Annotated in this window: 13 protein-coding genes; 8 read left to right on the top strand and 5 right to left on the bottom strand. The window is 43.7% G+C overall.

Annotation, left to right across the window (positions count from 1 at the left end):
* The 6 genes from truD (at position 1) to OO184_RS20725 (ending at position 5,253) form a co-directional block, all read left to right on the top strand.
* The gene (gene truD / locus OO184_RS20750; protein WP_265380815.1) at positions 1–1,050 is read left to right on the top strand and encodes a tRNA pseudouridine(13) synthase TruD; all 1,050 of its coding nucleotides are present in this window, start codon (positions 1–3) and stop codon (positions 1,048–1,050) included.
* The gene (gene surE / locus OO184_RS20745; RefSeq protein WP_265380814.1) at positions 1,028–1,792 is read left to right on the top strand and encodes a 5'/3'-nucleotidase SurE; all 765 of its coding nucleotides are present in this window, start codon (positions 1,028–1,030) and stop codon (positions 1,790–1,792) included. The genes truD and surE overlap by 23 nt, the downstream gene beginning before the upstream one ends.
* Positions 1,786–2,412 (top strand): protein-L-isoaspartate(D-aspartate) O-methyltransferase, encoded by a 627-nt coding sequence (locus tag OO184_RS20740; RefSeq protein WP_265380813.1) that lies wholly within the window; start codon positions 1,786–1,788, stop codon positions 2,410–2,412. Before surE ends, OO184_RS20740 begins: the two co-directional genes overlap by 7 nt.
* A gap of 169 nt (positions 2,413–2,581) precedes the next feature.
* Complete coding sequence (gene nlpD / locus OO184_RS20735; protein WP_265380812.1) at positions 2,582–3,559, top strand: murein hydrolase activator NlpD; 978 nt, start codon at positions 2,582–2,584, stop codon at positions 3,557–3,559.
* A gap of 51 nt (positions 3,560–3,610) precedes the next feature.
* Positions 3,611–4,609 carry an RNA polymerase sigma factor RpoS gene (rpoS, locus tag OO184_RS20730; RefSeq protein ID WP_265380811.1) on the top strand — a complete coding sequence of 333 codons (999 nt, stop codon included), beginning with the start codon at positions 3,611–3,613 and terminating at the stop codon, positions 4,607–4,609.
* A gap of 398 nt (positions 4,610–5,007) precedes the next feature.
* Entirely contained in the window at positions 5,008–5,253 is a 246-nt protein-coding gene (locus tag OO184_RS20725; protein ID WP_265380810.1) for a HigA family addiction module antitoxin, read from the top strand.
* Positions 5,254–5,987: 734 nt separating this feature from the next.
* Here OO184_RS20725 and miaE read toward each other — a convergent pair.
* Positions 5,988–6,749, bottom strand: a complete 762-nt coding sequence (gene miaE / locus OO184_RS20720; RefSeq protein WP_265380809.1) for a tRNA isopentenyl-2-thiomethyl-A-37 hydroxylase MiaE — start codon at positions 6,747–6,749, stop codon at positions 5,988–5,990.
* Positions 6,750–6,753: 4 nt separating this feature from the next.
* A complete protein-coding gene (gene mutS / locus OO184_RS20715) occupies positions 6,754–9,309 on the bottom strand; it encodes a DNA mismatch repair protein MutS (protein ID WP_265380808.1) in 2,556 nt (851 codons plus the stop codon).
* Positions 9,310–9,547: 238 nt separating this feature from the next.
* Here mutS and OO184_RS20710 point away from each other — a divergent pair, with 238 nt between their 5' ends.
* Positions 9,548–10,321 carry a type IV toxin-antitoxin system AbiEi family antitoxin gene (locus OO184_RS20710; protein WP_265380807.1) on the top strand — a complete coding sequence of 258 codons (774 nt, stop codon included), beginning with the start codon at positions 9,548–9,550 and terminating at the stop codon, positions 10,319–10,321.
* Positions 10,314–11,231 (top strand): nucleotidyl transferase AbiEii/AbiGii toxin family protein, encoded by a 918-nt coding sequence (locus OO184_RS20705; protein WP_265380806.1) that lies wholly within the window; start codon positions 10,314–10,316, stop codon positions 11,229–11,231. The genes OO184_RS20710 and OO184_RS20705 overlap by 8 nt, the downstream gene beginning before the upstream one ends.
* A gap of 318 nt (positions 11,232–11,549) precedes the next feature.
* Here the strand turns inward: OO184_RS20705 and OO184_RS20700 are convergent, their stop codons facing one another.
* The 3 genes from OO184_RS20700 to OO184_RS20690 all read right to left on the bottom strand — a co-directional run.
* A complete protein-coding gene (locus OO184_RS20700) occupies positions 11,550–12,680 on the bottom strand; it encodes a PLL family lectin (RefSeq protein WP_265380805.1) in 1,131 nt (376 codons plus the stop codon).
* 771 nt (positions 12,681–13,451) lie between these two features.
* On the bottom strand, positions 13,452–14,567 hold the full coding sequence (locus tag OO184_RS20695; RefSeq protein WP_265380804.1) for a PLL family lectin: 1,116 nt from the start codon (positions 14,565–14,567) through the stop codon (positions 13,452–13,454).
* Positions 14,568–15,386: 819 nt separating this feature from the next.
* Positions 15,387–16,009, bottom strand: a 623-nt coding sequence (locus OO184_RS20690) for a PLL family lectin (RefSeq protein WP_512699428.1), incomplete at its 5' end; no start/stop codon positions are given.

The raw sequence follows: 16,009 nt of genomic DNA, 5'->3' as shown, positions 1-16,009 counted from the left end.
ATGGTATTGGCTGAATTAAACTGGCTGTATGGGCAACCAGAAGCGACGGGGATACTAAAAGCCTCGCCGGAAGATTTTATTGTCTGTGAAGATTTGGGATTTTCCCCTGATGGGGAAGGTGAGCACTTAATGGCGCACATCCGTAAAACGGGTTGTAATACCCAATTTGTTGCAGATAACCTCGCTCGTTTTGCTGGTATACCGTCTAGATCGGTCAGTTATGCCGGTTTAAAAGACCGTCATGCCGTGGCAGAACAGTGGTTTTGTTTGCACTTACCGGGCAAACAGGAACCTGATTTTGCCTCGTTTCAGCTTGAAGGATGTGAAGTTCTGACGACAGCCCGTCAGAAACGTAAACTGCGCATTGGCGCATTGAAAGGAAATTCATTTACGCTGATTTTGCGACAAATCAGTCATCACCAATTGGTTGAAAATAGACTACGGCTGATTCAGCAAGGCGGCGTACCTAACTATTTTGGTGAACAGCGTTTTGGTCGGGATGGGCAGAATCTGATTCAAGCGCAGCGTTGGGCAAATAATGAAATCCGCGTCAAAGAGAGAAATAAACGCAGTTTTTATCTGTCAGCCAGTCGTAGTGCTATGTTTAATACGGTAGCCAGTGCCCGGATTGTTCTGAAACAACAGCAACAGGTAATGAAAGGTGATGCCTTACAATTAACAGGGCGTGGTAGTTGGTTTGTTGCTGATGAAACTGAATTGCCTTTATTGCAACAGCGGGTGATCGATGGAGAATTACAAATAACGGCGCCGCTGCCTGGTGATGGTGAATTGGGAACACAGCACCAAGCTGCGGATTTTGAACGGCAATATTTACAGCCCTATGAATCATTGTGGGAACTTATCAAGCGTGAAAGGGTGGATGGTTCTCGTAGGGCGATTCTGGTGCAGCCTCAGAATCTGAGTTGGCAATGGCAAGATAATGACACGGTGAAAATCAGTTTCTGGTTACCCGCTGGCAGTTTTGCTACCAGTGTAGTCAGGGAAATTATCAATCAGGATCAAAATAATGTTACGAATATTGTTGAGTAATGATGACGGTGTAACCGCTCCAGGGATTCAGGTTTTAGCAGCAGCGTTGCGGAAAAGTTACCATGTGCAGGTTGTTGCGCCCGATCGTAATCGGAGTGGCGCATCTAATGCATTGACCCTTGATCGTTCATTAAGTGTTAATACACTGGAGAATGGCGACATCTCGGTATTGGGCGGCACACCAACAGATTGTGTCTATCTTGGTGTTAATCGCTTGGTTCTTCCGCGTCCTGAAATTGTTGTTTCCGGTATAAATCGCGGTCCCAACCTTGGGGATGATGTGATTTATTCCGGTACGGTTGCTGCTGCGATGGAAGGGCGTCACTTGGGATTACCGGCATTGGCTATTTCACTTAATGGCGAATTGCATTACCAAACAGCGGCAGAAATCACATATCGTTTGCTACAAATGTTACAAACAACGCCTTTAAGAGCGGGTAATATTTTAAATGTGAATGTTCCTGATGTGCCGCTTGAGCAAATTAAAGGTTTTCGGGTAACACGTTGTGGTAGCCGTCATGCTGCGGAAGAAGTTTATTCTATGCAAGATCCGAAAGGCAACATGCTTTACTGGTTGGGGCCGCCGGGAGATAAACGTGACGCTGGTCCTGAAACAGATTTTGCGGCGGTGGAACAGGGATATGTGTCTATTACGCCATTACAGATAGATCTGACTGCGTATAAAGAGCAGGCGTTAGTAAAAGATTGGTTAGCTCAAGCTGAGGTTGATGGAGAATGCTGAGTCGGGCAATGAAAAATTTGCTGACACAATTACGCCAGCAGGGAATAAAAGATGAACGTTTACTGGCCGCTATTTCTGCCGTGCCTAGGGAGCGTTTTGTCGATGAAGCGCTGGCACATAAGGCGTATGAAAATACAGCTTTGCCTATTGGTCATGGGCAAACGATTTCTCAGCCTTATATTGTCGCCCGTATGACTGAACTGCTTCAGTTAATGCCAGATGCTAAGGTTTTGGAAATTGGTACTGGTTCTGGTTATCAGACGGCAATATTAGCGCATTTGGTCAAACATGTTTTCTCGGTAGAACGGATCAAGGGTTTACAGTGGCAGGCTAAACGGAGGTTGAAACAGCTTGATTTGCATAATGTTTCAACTCGTCACGGGGATGGTTGGCAAGGATGGCCGTCTCGTGGGTTATTTGATGCTATTATTGTGACCGCAGCGCCTCCGTATATCCCACAAGAATTGATGCTTCAGCTTACGGATGGGGGAGTGATGGTTTTACCGGTGGGTGAGCGTACACAAACTCTTAAATCTGTGAAACGTCATGGCAATGGTTTTCATAGTGAAGTGATCGAAGCTGTGCGTTTTGTGCCCCTTGTGCAAGGGGAACTGGCTTAAGTTCATAGCCTATTGCAACTATTTTTCAATTAATGGTTATATTTGCTTTAATAAGCGAAATTACTTTCGTTTTGGAATTTTTGTGGTTATGTATAACCTTTAGAAATTATTAACTTTTACGCTTATCTTTGCCGTTATGGGGGAAGGAAATATGAATTCGGGAAGCCCAATGAAAAAAATACAGCGGATTGTAACGTGTTTATTGATGGGAGCCTGGTTAGTCGGCTGTACAAATACGCCAACTCGTCCTGCGCCTATCACCAGTATTGATCAAAAACAAAGCAGAGGGAGTAGTCATCCAGTAATATCTTCCGGCAATTCTGCGATATCTACGCCGATGCCATCTTCACCTTCATCAATGAGTGAGACTGATAGCAATTTGCAGGGGAAAATTGTTTATAACCGTGATTATGACAGTATTCCTAAGGGCAGCTATAACGGCAGCGCTTATACCGTCAAGCATGGGGATACTCTGTTTTATATCGCTTGGATTACAGGTAATGATTTTCGTGATCTTGCGAGCAAAAATAATATTTCAGAACCTTACAGTCTGACGGTGGGGCAGACTTTGAGGACCGGTAGTAGCGGGATGTTAACCACTTATAACCATAATCAAAAGCAAACAGCCCTGGTTGATTCTCAATCAACTAATGCGTATCCTGCAAATTCCGGGATACAAAAGAGTGTAAAAATGTTGCCACGGGCAACTACGTCAACAGTAAATAATACGTATTTAGCATCACCGACGACAACCGCGAGCAGTGGAAACAGTGTTGTTAGCAGTTGGATGTGGCCGGCTGAAGGTAAAATGATTGAAAGTTTCTCTGATACCCAAGGGGGTAACAAAGGGATTGATATCGCAGGTAGCCGGGGCCAGTCAGTATTTGCGACAGCAGGTGGTCGAGTTGTCTACGCCGGAAACGCCTTACGTGGATATGGAAATCTAATAATTATAAAACATAACGATGACTACCTGAGTGCCTATGCTCATAACGATACAATGCTAGTTCGTGAGCAACAGGACATCAAGGCGGGGCAAAAAATTGCCACTATGGGTAGCACGGGTACCAGTTCTGTAAGATTACACTTTGAAATTCGTTACAAGGGAAAATCCGTAAACCCGCTGCGTTATCTTCCGCAGCGATAAACTGGGCAGAATGCTGAATTCTGCCTGCATTATCATGGGTAGGGGCAGCTTATGAGCCAAAATACGCTGAAAGTTAACGAGTTGTATGATGATGCGGATTTAGATGAAAGTGGTATTGAAGCTGACGACTTCGATGAGAAATTATTGAAGAACGATGAGGATGATATAACTGATTTTGAGAATGATTTAGATGTATTGCATGGCATGAGCCAGCGAGTTCTTGATGCGACACAGCTTTATCTCGGCGAGATTGGTTTTTCTCCTTTGCTGACAGCGGAAGAAGAAGTTTTTTTCGCAAGGCGGGCATTACGTGGTGATGTTCTGGCCCGCCAGAGAATGATCGAAAGTAACTTGCGATTGGTTGTCAAAATTTCCCGTCGTTACAGTAACAGAGGCTTAGCTCTTCTCGATTTGATTGAAGAAGGTAATCTTGGCCTTATCCGTGCTGTTGAAAAATTTGACCCGGAGCGCGGGTTCAGGTTTTCTACCTATGCAACATGGTGGATTCGGCAAACCATTGAACGGGCGATTATGAATCAAACCCGTACTATTCGGTTGCCAATCCACATTGTTAAAGAGCTCAACGTCTACTTGCGTACCGCAAGAGAACTTGCCCATAAATTGGATCATGAACCTAGCCCGGAAGAGATAGCAGAGCAACTGGATAAACCGGTTGATGATGTAAGCCGTATGTTGCGGTTGAATGAACGTATCATTTCGGTTGATACACCTATTAGCAGTGATTCTGATAAAGCGTTATTGGATGTTTTATCGGATGAGAATGAAACCGGGCCGGAGGGAACAACACAAGAAGACGATATGAAAAAGAGTATCGTCAAATGGCTGTTTGAGTTGAATTCGAAGCAACGTGAAGTATTAGCGCGTCGTTTTGGTCTTTTGGGATATGAAGCTGAAACGCTGGAAGATGTGGGTAAAGAGATCGGTTTGACAAGGGAAAGAGTGCGTCAGATCCAGGTCGAAGGTTTGCGACGTCTGAAAGATATTATGCAAACTCAAGGTTTGAATATTGAAGCGTTATTCCGTACTTAATTGTTGAATAGTTTGGCTACTTGGGTTCTGAAGAACTGTTGTCCCTGTTTTTGCATTGTTGATGCTCGGTATTATCAGGTTCTTCAGTACTCTGTAGAATGACTCTAATTGTCTGAGATGATGATAATAAATTTCAATTAAAGATTTTTGATACTTAAATTGCAGTGATGTGATGAACGCCCCTTTTTTAACTTCTTTCCTAATTCGCTTTTTCGGGAAGTTGTGTGGCGGTGATATCTATATATACCCAATGGATTTCAAGATGCATCGCGACGGCAAGGGAACGAATCCCCGGGAGCATAGATAATTATGTGACCGGGGTGAGTGAGTGCAGCCAACAAAGAGGCAACTTGAAAGATGACGGGTATATTATGAACGATGAGGATTACCACTAATTAATGGCTATGATGTATAACCCCCCGCATCCTGGAATATTGGTTAAAGAGTCTATGGAGGCTCTGAATTTGAGTGTTAGAGGTCTGGCTAAGGCGCTGGGTGTAGCGCCATCAACTGTGCAACGCTTGGTTGTTGGCAAGTCTGATGTTTCGCCAGAAATGGCACTGAAATTGTCTGTTGTTATTGGCAGCTCACCTCAAGTTTGGATGGGGATGCAGGTAGACTATGATTTATGGCAGGCAAAATAGCATATCAATGTGTCTCACCTTCATCGATTGTAAATAGATTGCTCTTCCTAAGATTCCATATTCGATTAGTGGCAGTTCAGAGAAGGGGAGAATCCAGTCTAAGGGGTTACCGGCCAATTTGAGGTTGCCCTTCTTGAACCTAAACGATACGCCAATAAAATTAATCGAAAATAATTGATAATTGTGGCACAAGTCACTACTTTGATTACTGTGCCAACTTAATGGTTTTAAAACAGCAATTATTTTCAATAAAATTGGTTGTATAATTAAAGAAAAATTTTTCAACAAAGGATGTGGAATGATATTTTTGTTATCACGACTAATTGATGCCATTGTTTTTTTTCTATTATCTATAACGGCTAGTTATTTCTTTATTTTAAATAAAAACGTAAAAAAACATTAATATCATCGGTAGTAAGTGTTATTATTTTTATTTTAGTTGATATTTTTTCTCCGCTACTACTTTACTATTTTTTAAATCTATCTGAGTTTCTATATTATGTCGTGCATTAAATGCACGATAATAAATATCCGCTATTGTTTATCAATTAGCAGTTTGATTTTATTATCATATACATTTTTATCGATATTGAAATTTACAAGCTCTTTCCATGCTCCAGTTATGTCATGGGGTCAGAATATTTTTCAAAATGGAAAAAACCTCGTTATTTTAAACGAGGTTTGTCAGCGGTTTGAAAGGTGAGTATAAGCTCACCTTTCAATCTACATTCAGTTCAAATTACAGGGACGCCGCTATGGAATTTAAAATCGCTATCTGGATTTTGGATTAATTCAGCTTCAACACGGCCAAAATAGTTCACCCGCTCGGTAATATCTTCATTAGCAATAGATTGCGCTAGTGAAAGATAGTCCTGGTAATGACGTGCTTCAGAGCGCAGCAGCGAGATATAAAATTTACTCAGATCTTCATCCAGATGAGGAGCGAGTTTGGCGAAACGTTCACAAGAACGCGCTTCAATGTAAGCGCCGATAATCAGCTTATCTACCAGTGTATAAGGTTCATGGTTGGTAATGTGACTAAGCATGCCTTTAGCATAACGGCTGGCAGAGATGCTTTCATAGCTGATATTGCGCTCATCCATGATCTCCAGCACCTGATAGAAGTGATGTAACTCTTCTTTAATCAGCAATACCATTTTATCAATCAGATCCTGGCTATAGGGTGAATTAGCTTTGGCGACGATCTGTTTGGTTACTTGGTTTTGGCCTTTTAGTGAATTGAGATCGCCAATCTTCTTGTAAGCAAAATCTTCATAAGGTTTAAACCATGCCAGAAGTGTATCCTCACTTCGCTGATCCACAGCATATTTGCGGATCAAAAACATCGCGCTCTGTGCTGCTTTGAGTTCACATAACAGATGATCCCGTAGAAGCACAGATAAATTTTCAGGCTGTTTTGCTTTATCTACCCACAAATCTGGGGTTTCACATTGCAAAAAACGGTATATTGGTTGTAAAAGGCTTTTGTCAAACACGTTCTTACACCATATCTTTTAATCGATAAATCCATTCTAATGCTTGACGCGGAGTCAGTGAATCTGGATTAAGATTTTCTAATGCTTCAACCGCCGGTGATGTTTCTTCTGTTAATAGCGCAAGCTGCGGTGTATCCACATGACTTGCCGTTGCATGGTTGGATAGCGATTCCAGCTCTTTAAGTTTCTGGCGCGCTCGTTTGATCACTTCGCGTGGAACGCCAGCGAGAGAAGCTACTGCTAGCCCGTAACTCTTACTGGCTGCACCTTCTTGTACGCTGTGCATAAATGCGATGGTATCCCCATGCTCTACCGCATCCAGGTGAATATTGACCACTCCTTCAAGTTTTTCCGGCAACGTGGTCAGTTCAAAATAGTGAGTGGCAAACAAGGTCATTGCTTTAATGCGGTTTGCCAGATTTTCTGCACATGCCCATGCCAGAGAAAGGCCATCGTAGGTTGATGTGCCTCTGCCAATCTCATCCATCAATACCAAACTTTGTTCTGTCGCATTGTGCAAAATATTGGCGGTTTCTGTCATTTCGACCATGAAGGTTGAACGGCCGGATGCCAGATCATCGGAAGCGCCTACACGGGTAAATATACGATCAACTGGGCCGATAACCGCTTTTTCAGCCGGTACAAAGCTACCGATATAGGCCAGAAGTGTAATAAGCGCTGCCTGACGCATGTAGGTACTTTTACCGCCCATGTTTGGACCGGTAATAATCAGCAGGCGCCGCTGTGCAGATAAAGAGAGAGGGTTTGAGATAAATGGTTCACTCAGAACTTGTTCAACAACCGGGTGACGACCGCCGGTGATTTGAATTCCCGGTTTGTCACTCAATGTTGGACAAACATAATTCAGGGTTTCAGCGCGTTCTGCCAGATTTGCCAATACATCAAGTTCAGCTAGTGCTTCGGCGCTGGTTTGTAATTCGGCCAAATGAGGCAGTAATAGATCGAATAATTCTTCGTAAAGCGCTTTCTCTATTGCCAGAGACTTCCCTTTAGAGGTCAGAACCTTATCTTCATATTCTTTTAGCTCGGGGATGATATAACGCTCAGCATTTTTCAGTGTCTGACGACGGACATAATGAATCGGCACCAAATGGCTCTGCCCTCGGCTGACTTGAATATAGTAGCCATGAACACCATTAAAGCCGACTTTCAGAGTATCAATGCCCAGTTTTTCTCGTTCACGAATTTCCAGTTGTTCCAGATAGTTACTGGCGCCGTCAGCCAGTGTGCGCCACTCATCCAACTCACTGTTATAACCCGGTGCGATTACGCCGCCATCCCGAACTAATACCGGAGGAGTTTCTACAATCGCTTTTTCAAGCAATTCCTGTAATTCGTCAAACCTGCCGATATTTTTCTGCAATTGCTTAATATAAGGGGAATCTGAGGAGTCCATAATTTGATGGATATCCGGTAATTGCTGGAATGCATGGCGCATTCTTGCCAGATCCCTTGGACGAGCAGAGCGTAGAGCTAAACGAGCTAACACACGTTCGAGATCACCTACCTGTAGTAAAAATGGCTGCAACTCTAATCCAATTTCCTGCAAGGTAGCGATAGCTTGTTGACGGTTTTCTAATATCTGGCGGTCCCTGACAGGGGCATGCAACCAGCGTTTCAACATTCGGCTACCCATCGGGGTAACACACAGATCAAGAACAGAAGCGAGAGTATTATCTGTACTGCCAGACAGGTTTTGTGTTAGTTCCAGATTACGGCGGGTGGCGGCATCCATAATAACCGTATCTTGCTGACGTTCCACCGTAATGCCACGGATATGCGGCAGCGCCGTGCGTTGAGTATCTTTGACATATTGCAACAGGCAACCAGCGGCACGCAGAGCGAGTGCTGCTTTTTCCACACCAAAACCGACAAGATCACGGGTACCAAATTGCAGGTTCAATTGCTGTTTTGCGGTATCCAACTCAAATTCCCATAAAGGGCGACGGCGCAGGCCATGAAGATTTTCAATCAGCGCCATATGCTCAAAACTTTCAGGATAGAGCAATTCAACAGGACGGCTACGTTGCAATTCAGCAGCTATCGTTTCCAACTCTGCCATTTCAGATATTTGGAAGCGGCCAGATGTCACATCCAGTGTGGCATAACCAAATCCTTGATTATCGTGCCAAATAGCCGCCAGCAGATTATCTTGCCGTTCCTGTAATAATGCTTCATCTGTCACGGTACCGGGAGTAACGATGCGAACTACTTTACGTTCAACCGGGCCTTTGCTGGCGGCAGGATCGCCAATTTGCTCACAGATAGCGACTGATTCACCTAATTGAACCAGCTTAGCTAAATAGTTTTCTACTGCATGATGTGGCACGCCTGCCATAGGGATGGGATTGCCGGCTGATTGACCTCGTTTGGTCAGGGAAATATCCAGCAATTTCGCCGCCTTTTTGGCATCGTCATAAAATAGCTCGTAGAAATCCCCCATTCTGTAAAACAGCAGGATATCAGGATGCTGTGCTTTAAGACGGAGATATTGCTGCATCATGGGCGTGTGGGTGTCGAAAGTTTCTGTATTAATCATGCAGTGGTCTTAGTTAAGTTGGTGAATCAATTCTTTTGTTATGGTATCGCACCAAGCTTTAAACTTACACAAGTAAAATCTGGAAGCAATTCGCAAAATTAGTTGTAATTTTGGTCTGGTTAGTAATGGGAAAAACACAATATAACGATGTTATCAATGAAATGACTGCTCAAAAAATTGACACTTTAGTCACTCGATGGTTTACTATTTATGATATTGTTACACTAGGAGTGAATCTATGTCATCAAAATTAAACTGGCTTTTGCAAAACACTACGCCGGGCTCCTTAGTATTGCAATCTTGGCTAACAAAACACAGCATCAGCCCTTCTCTAGCGAATAAGTACATGAATAGCAATTGGCTGCAAAAACTGCGGGCCGGCGTGTATGTACGGACAGGACGTAAGCCTGAGTGGAGTGATGCTGTGCAGTGCCTGCAAAACCAGCTTTCTATCCCGGTTCATTTAGCGGGGCTTACCAGTCTGGTGTACCAAGGCCGTTCTCATTATCTACAGTTAAAGCAGCAAAGGATATGGCTCTGCGTGAAAGATAAAACTGCGTTGCCGAAGTGGTTTAAAGAATTTCCCGATGTTGACTGGTTTTTGATTTCTAATCAGAAGTTGTCCCTACTTGATGAGAAATACCTGACAGATGTTGAAATCAAAGGAAACCAGCTAAAAGCCAGCATACCTGAATTAGCAGTTTACGAAGTTTTAGATGCTGTACCCGTGCCGTTTTCTTTTGAACATGCTGCGGAACTCTTCCAAGGTTTGGTTAATCTCAGTCCGCGTAAAGTGGAAATACTCCTTCATTCCAGTCATGCGATCCAAACTAATCGTTTATATCTTTTTTTGACCGACTATTATGCCCATGCATGGGCTAAACGTGTTGATAAAACTAAAATTGATTTAGGGACAGGGAAGCGTCAAGTCGTGTTAGGAGGGAAATTGGATAAACAGTATCAGATTACGGTTCCAGAAAAGTATTTGAACAATGGATTATCTTATGGATAAATATTCGCCGTATTACCGACAAGTAGTATTGCTGATGAGCATACTTCCTGTAGTGGCGACAGAGAGCTGTTTTGCGCTGAAAGGGGGGACAGCGATTAATTTGTTTGTACGTGATTTTCCCCGTTTGTCAGTTGATATTGATCTGGTTTATACACAGTTGGAAAGCAGGGAGTTAGCGTTACCCAATGTTCGAGCGGCATTAACTAGGATTGCCACTTTGCTCCAACAACAAGAGGGGATTTTTGCAGCACTACAGACAAATAATTCTAATGAAATGCGTATTATTGTTACTTCTCAAGAAGCGCAGATAAAAATCGAAGTCTCTCCAGTTGCGCGTGGCACGCTATATCCACCTCAGGAGCGCGATGTTGTTGAAGCTGTAGAAGATGAATTTGGTTTTGCCTCTATTCAGGTCGTTTCGATGGCCGATCTTTATGGTGGTAAGCTATGTGCAGCGTTAGATCGCCAGCATCCACGCGATCTTTTCGACGTCAAGATGTTGCTTGAAGCGCAGGGAATAAATCGTTCAATCTTTAATGGGTTCATCGCCTATTTACTTAGCCATCCCCGACCGTTGTCTGAAGTACTTAATCCTCGATGGAAGGATATTTCTGAGCTCTATGTGAATGAATTCAGTGGAATGACATTCAATAGTGTGTTGTTGGAAGACCTTAATTCCGTGCCTGAATTGATGATTTCAGCACTTAAGGAACAGTTTACCCAAAGGGATTATGACTTTTTGATGTCCTTCAAAAGTGGTAAGCCGGATTGGCTGTTGTCTCCAGAGAGCCAAATTCAGTATTTACCGGCGGTAAAATGGAAGTTACACAATCTCGATCTTATGTCAAAAGATAAACATATTCAGGCGTTGAATAAACTAGAGAAAGTGCTGACTGAATGGCTGGATTAGTTTATAACTTGTGATATACATTCACTATAAGTGTCACTATATATTTATTTATAAACCATTGCGGTTGAATGATGAAGATTGAATGGGACAGTAATGGCGGATGAATTAATCAGTTGTAAATGGTGTAGGTTGAGATATAGCTTTTTTTATAAAAATAATCCTTAAATGTTCGAATATCGATGATAAAAGAGCCTTGATATAGAATTTGGGTACAGCCCATTATCCCCCTATCTGGCCCGGTGAAACGCAATGGATATTTTCCTTTTGCACCGGGCCAGCAGCTCACGATCGTCTCGTGTGGAGCTAGCTTCTTTCTGATTACTTGATCACAGAAGCATCGATCAAGGTGATACCGCCGATGAGAGCCCAGGTGGTCCACGAGGATGTCGGTGATGAAGTGGTTTGCCAGAGGTGCCAAAGCGCCTTATCAAGACCAAGCACAAAGACCTCAATCCGGCCATCTGAATTCTTCGCTAGCGTTGGGGCGCTGGCGATAATGCCTGTGAATGAGGCCCAGTTAGACCACGGACCGTTATTAGAAATTTGCCTGGTGCGCCAGAGCGTGTTATCAGCGCCGCGTGCAAAGACCTCAAGCAGACCAGAGATATTCTTCACCACCGCCGGGGCGCTAGTGATCACACCATCCAAACACTGCCAGTTTGACCACGAAACAGAATCTGAGCTGATCTGTGAAATGTGCCGGAGTGTACTATCGGCACCGCATGCGAAGACTTCGAGCCGACCATCGCAGTTGTCGATGACTACAGGGTCGCTAGTGATTATGCCTTTTAGTGATTGCCAATTTGACCACTGATCCGTGTGGGCAGTCGTTTGCCAAATGTGCCATAGCGCATTATCGGAGCCACGTGCAAAGACCTCAAGCCGGCCATCGGCGTTGATGTGTGCGGCAGGGTTACTGGTGAGTGTGCCGCCCAGAGATTTCCAGCTTGACCAAGAATTGGTATGGGCTGCGGTTTGCCAGATGTGCCAGAGAGCGTTATCGGTGCCGCGTGCAAAGACTTCAAGTCGGCCGTCAGAGTTGATGCATACCTCTGGGTTACTGGTGATCGCTCCCTGTAGCGGCTGCCAGCTTGACCAAGTATTGCTATCAGCGGCAGTCTGCCAGTTGTGCCAGAGTGCATTATCCGTACCACGCACGAATACTTCCAATCGACCGTCCGAATTACGATGAACAGCGGGTTTGCTAGTGACTACTCCGTTAAATTTGCTCCAGCCGGCCCAAGAGGAGCTTGGCAGCGGTGTTGTTTGCCAGTTGTGCCACACTGCGCTGTCAGCGCTCACACCGAAAACCTCAAGTCGATTATCGGCATTGTTTGCTACTGAGACAATTCCAGGTAATGCTATTGCAGAATTCTCTATTCCTACTTCATCGGCAACATATACTTCGGTATTATCTGGGGTTGGTGTTTTTATAAGTTCTTTATTCATGTCTATATTCTCTTTAAATATAATTTTTCGGACTAAAAATAATCACTTAATGGGAAGGATATTGGGCTTTATACCCGTCATCTTTCAAGTTGCTGCTTTGTTGGCTGCTTTCACTCACCCCAGTCACATAGTTGTCTATGCTCCTGGGGATTCGTTCACTTGCCGCCGCGCTGCAACTCGAAATCTCTTAGGTATATATATTGATTTTTTTACTGGTCTCCTATTTTTTTAATGAAATAAATGGTGGATGTTTTTTTGTTAATGATTGAACTATAAAATGTTAAATAAATATAGCCTCGTATTATGCGGTTACATATTTTTATATGTTGTTTTTATACGAAATTATTTAATTTAAATTAACTATTTTTTTATTTTAAAGTCCCAGCTTGTTCCTATTTTAAATATATTTTTCTATGTTTTTTAAATTTTATTTAAAATATTTGGTTGAATAATTATTAAAGCACACAATTCGTAATCTGGCTATTGATAAACACAGAACCTGATTTAATCATGTACCTAAAAAAGGTTATTCTGTTTGAAGTTGCTTTCCAGACATATTCGACTAACAGTCTGTTTCAGATAGACAAAAATATGTTCTTATTATCAAAGATAATATGTAATTTCGAATTCGTACCGGGTTTATGTATCGAGTATCAGATTTTTATCAGCAAATTTTGTACCACTGGCCCGATGAAGCGCAGTGAATATTTTCCTTAGCGTATCGGGCCAGAAGGTGACGTTTGTCTTATGCAAAGCTGGATTCATTCCAGATTATTTGATTGCTGAAGCGTCGATTAATGAGCCATTGAGGGATACCCAAGCGGACCACGATGATGTGCCTTGCCTGGTGTTCCAGAGTGCGTTATCGGTGCCGCGAACAAAAAGTTCAAGCCGACCATCGGCGTCTTTCACTGCCGTTGGCGCGCTGGTGATCGTGCCATTGAACGGGGCCCAATTAGACCACGGACCGGAATGAGAAACCGTTTGCCAGATTTGGTAGAGTGTGTTATTAGCGCCGCGTGCAAAAACTTGAAGTCGTCCATCGGCGTTCTTTGCCACCGCAGGGGCACTGGTGAGCCAGCCATTTAACGAAGCCCAGCCAGACCACGGCCCGGAATGGGGAACGGTTTGCCAGATGTGGTAGAGTGCGTTATTGGTGCCGCGTGCAAAAACTTCAAGCCGACCATCAGCGGTGTCGATGACTACAGGATCGCTAGTGATGATGCCACCGAGTGAATCCCAATTTGACCACTGATTGGAATCAGGAGCGCTTTGCCAGATGTGCCAGAGAGCGTTATCGGTACCACGCGCGAAGACTTCAAGCCGACCGTCGGAGTTGATATGAACTGCGGGGTTGCTGGTGATCGCGCCGTTCAAAGATTGCCAATTTGACCACGGACCGGAATGAGCGGCAGTTTGTGAGATGTGGTAGAGAGCGTTATCGGTGCCGCGCGCAAAGACTTCGAGCCGACCATCGGTGTTAACAGCTACCGCTGGGTTACTAGTAATTGTACCTCCTAAAGATTGCCAGTTTGACCAACCGGCATTGACGGCGGTTTGCCAGGTATGCCAGAGCGCATTATCGGTGCCGCGTGCGAATACTTCCAGTCGACCGTCTGTATTGATATAAACGACAGGTTTGCTGGTTACGTTTCCGTTAAGTGAGATCCAGCCAGACCAGGAAGAGCCTGAATGTGGTTCTGTTTGCCGATTGTGCCACACAGCATTGTCAGTGCCGACGCCGAAAACCTCAAGCCGACCATCGGAGGTGTTTACTACTGAGACAATTTCAGACAACGCGATTGTGCCGTTTTCGATGGCTACCTCATTTTCAACAGGTAGTTCGGCATTATCTGACTTTGGCATATTAATAGATTCTTGTTGCATATATATCCTCGTTAAAAATAATTTTTCATATTGACTAAATAGTCATTTAATAAGTAAGGTGTTTAATTCTGTGAATTAACACTCTCACTTTTACTCTTTCTTCTTTGAAGAAGTAATTAATTTTTATTTGATGCTGATTAATGATCCGTTAAGTATTAAGTGGATGAGATGCTACATTATAAAATCGCTTGTGTTTATATATATTTTTACATACAGTCATTCAAAAATAATAAATTATGAAATGAATTATTTTATTATTTTAAGTTTTCATCTTTATTGTTTGTTATATTTTGAAATGTGTTTTTATCATGATTGTTTTAATTGCATTAAAAACGTCTGATAATCTTTACGGAAGCGAATAGTTTGATGACTAGATTAAAAAACACAGATTCTAGTTTATGAATGTTCGATAAAATGGAGATTTTATTTGAAATTGCCTTTTGGGTATATACCCTATGGATTTCAAGATGCATCGCGACGGCAAGGGAGAGAATCCCCGGGAGCATAGATAACGATGTGACCGGGGTGAACGAGTGTAGCCAACAAAGAGGCAACTTGAAAGATAACGGGTATATTTGACTAAGAGTCTACATTAGATACACAAAACGATATCTTTTTCATCAACAACATACGCGAGTTTGAGCGAATGCTTGGTTTGTTTGTTGAGAATTGGGTTGATTTCAGTCAATGAGCTACTACTGAGCTACTACTGGCCTGATGCAGAGTAGTAAATGTTTTCTCTAATGCATCAGGCCAAAAAGTTATGTATGTCTTGTGCGGAGCTGAGCTTGACAGATTATTTCATTGTTTAAGCGTCGCTCAAGGTGCCCCAAGGGATGTCCAGCCAGACCATGAACTAGACCATGAACAGGATGCTACCTTCTGCCAGATGTGCCAGAGCGCTTTATCGGAGCCGCGAGCAAAGACTTCAAGACGACCATCGGCGTTAGCATATACGGCAGGGTCACTGGTAAGTACGTTCCCTAAATATTGCCAGTAGTCTGACCAGCCGGAATTGGGCGCGGTTTGCCAGATGTGCCAGAGGGTGTTATGGATGTTATCGGCGCCGCGGGCAAAGACTTCAAGGCGACCATCGGCGTTGGCATATACGGCAGGGTTGCTAGTAATGGTGTTCTTTAAAGATTGCCAGTCTGACCAGCCGGAATTGGGCGCGGTTTGCCAGATATGCCAGAGGGCGTTATCGGTGCCGCGGGCAAAGACTTCAAGGCGACCATCGGCGTTGGCATATACGGCAGGGTTGCTAGTAATTGTGTTCCCTAAAGATTGCCAGTCTGACCAGCCGGAATTGGGCGCGGTTTGCCAGATGTGCCAGAGCGCGTTATCGGCGCCGCGGGCAAAGACTTCAAGGCGACCATCGGCGTTGGCATATACGGCAGGGTTGCTAGTAATGGTGTTCCTTAAAGATTGCCAGTCTGACCAGC

Origin of the sequence: Photorhabdus aballayi, assembly GCF_026153155.1 — a bacterium.
In the GTDB taxonomy this organism is placed as follows: Bacteria; Pseudomonadota; Gammaproteobacteria; order Enterobacterales; family Enterobacteriaceae; genus Photorhabdus; species Photorhabdus luminescens.
Note: the sequence above shows the minus strand (reverse complement) of the source record. Positions and strands in the feature narration are given on the sequence as shown.

Coding starts and splice junctions, on each gene's coding strand:
- truD (WP_265380815.1), top strand. CDS start 1: ATGGTATTGGCTGAATTAAACTGGCTGTATGGGCAACCAGAAGCGACG.
- surE (WP_265380814.1), top strand. CDS start 1,028: ATGTTACGAATATTGTTGAGTAATGATGACGGTGTAACCGCTCCAGGG.
- OO184_RS20740 (WP_265380813.1), top strand. CDS start 1,786: ATGCTGAGTCGGGCAATGAAAAATTTGCTGACACAATTACGCCAGCAG.
- nlpD (WP_265380812.1), top strand. CDS start 2,582: ATGAAAAAAATACAGCGGATTGTAACGTGTTTATTGATGGGAGCCTGG.
- rpoS (WP_265380811.1), top strand. CDS start 3,611: ATGAGCCAAAATACGCTGAAAGTTAACGAGTTGTATGATGATGCGGAT.
- OO184_RS20725 (WP_265380810.1), top strand. CDS start 5,008: ATGGCTATGATGTATAACCCCCCGCATCCTGGAATATTGGTTAAAGAG.
- mutS (WP_265380808.1), bottom strand. CDS start 9,309: ATGATTAATACAGAAACTTTCGACACCCACACGCCCATGATGCAGCAA.
- OO184_RS20710 (WP_265380807.1), top strand. CDS start 9,548: ATGTCATCAAAATTAAACTGGCTTTTGCAAAACACTACGCCGGGCTCC.
- OO184_RS20705 (WP_265380806.1), top strand. CDS start 10,314: ATGGATAAATATTCGCCGTATTACCGACAAGTAGTATTGCTGATGAGC.
- OO184_RS20700 (WP_265380805.1), bottom strand. CDS start 12,680: ATGAATAAAGAACTTATAAAAACACCAACCCCAGATAATACCGAAGTA.
- OO184_RS20695 (WP_265380804.1), bottom strand. CDS start 14,567: ATGCAACAAGAATCTATTAATATGCCAAAGTCAGATAATGCCGAACTA.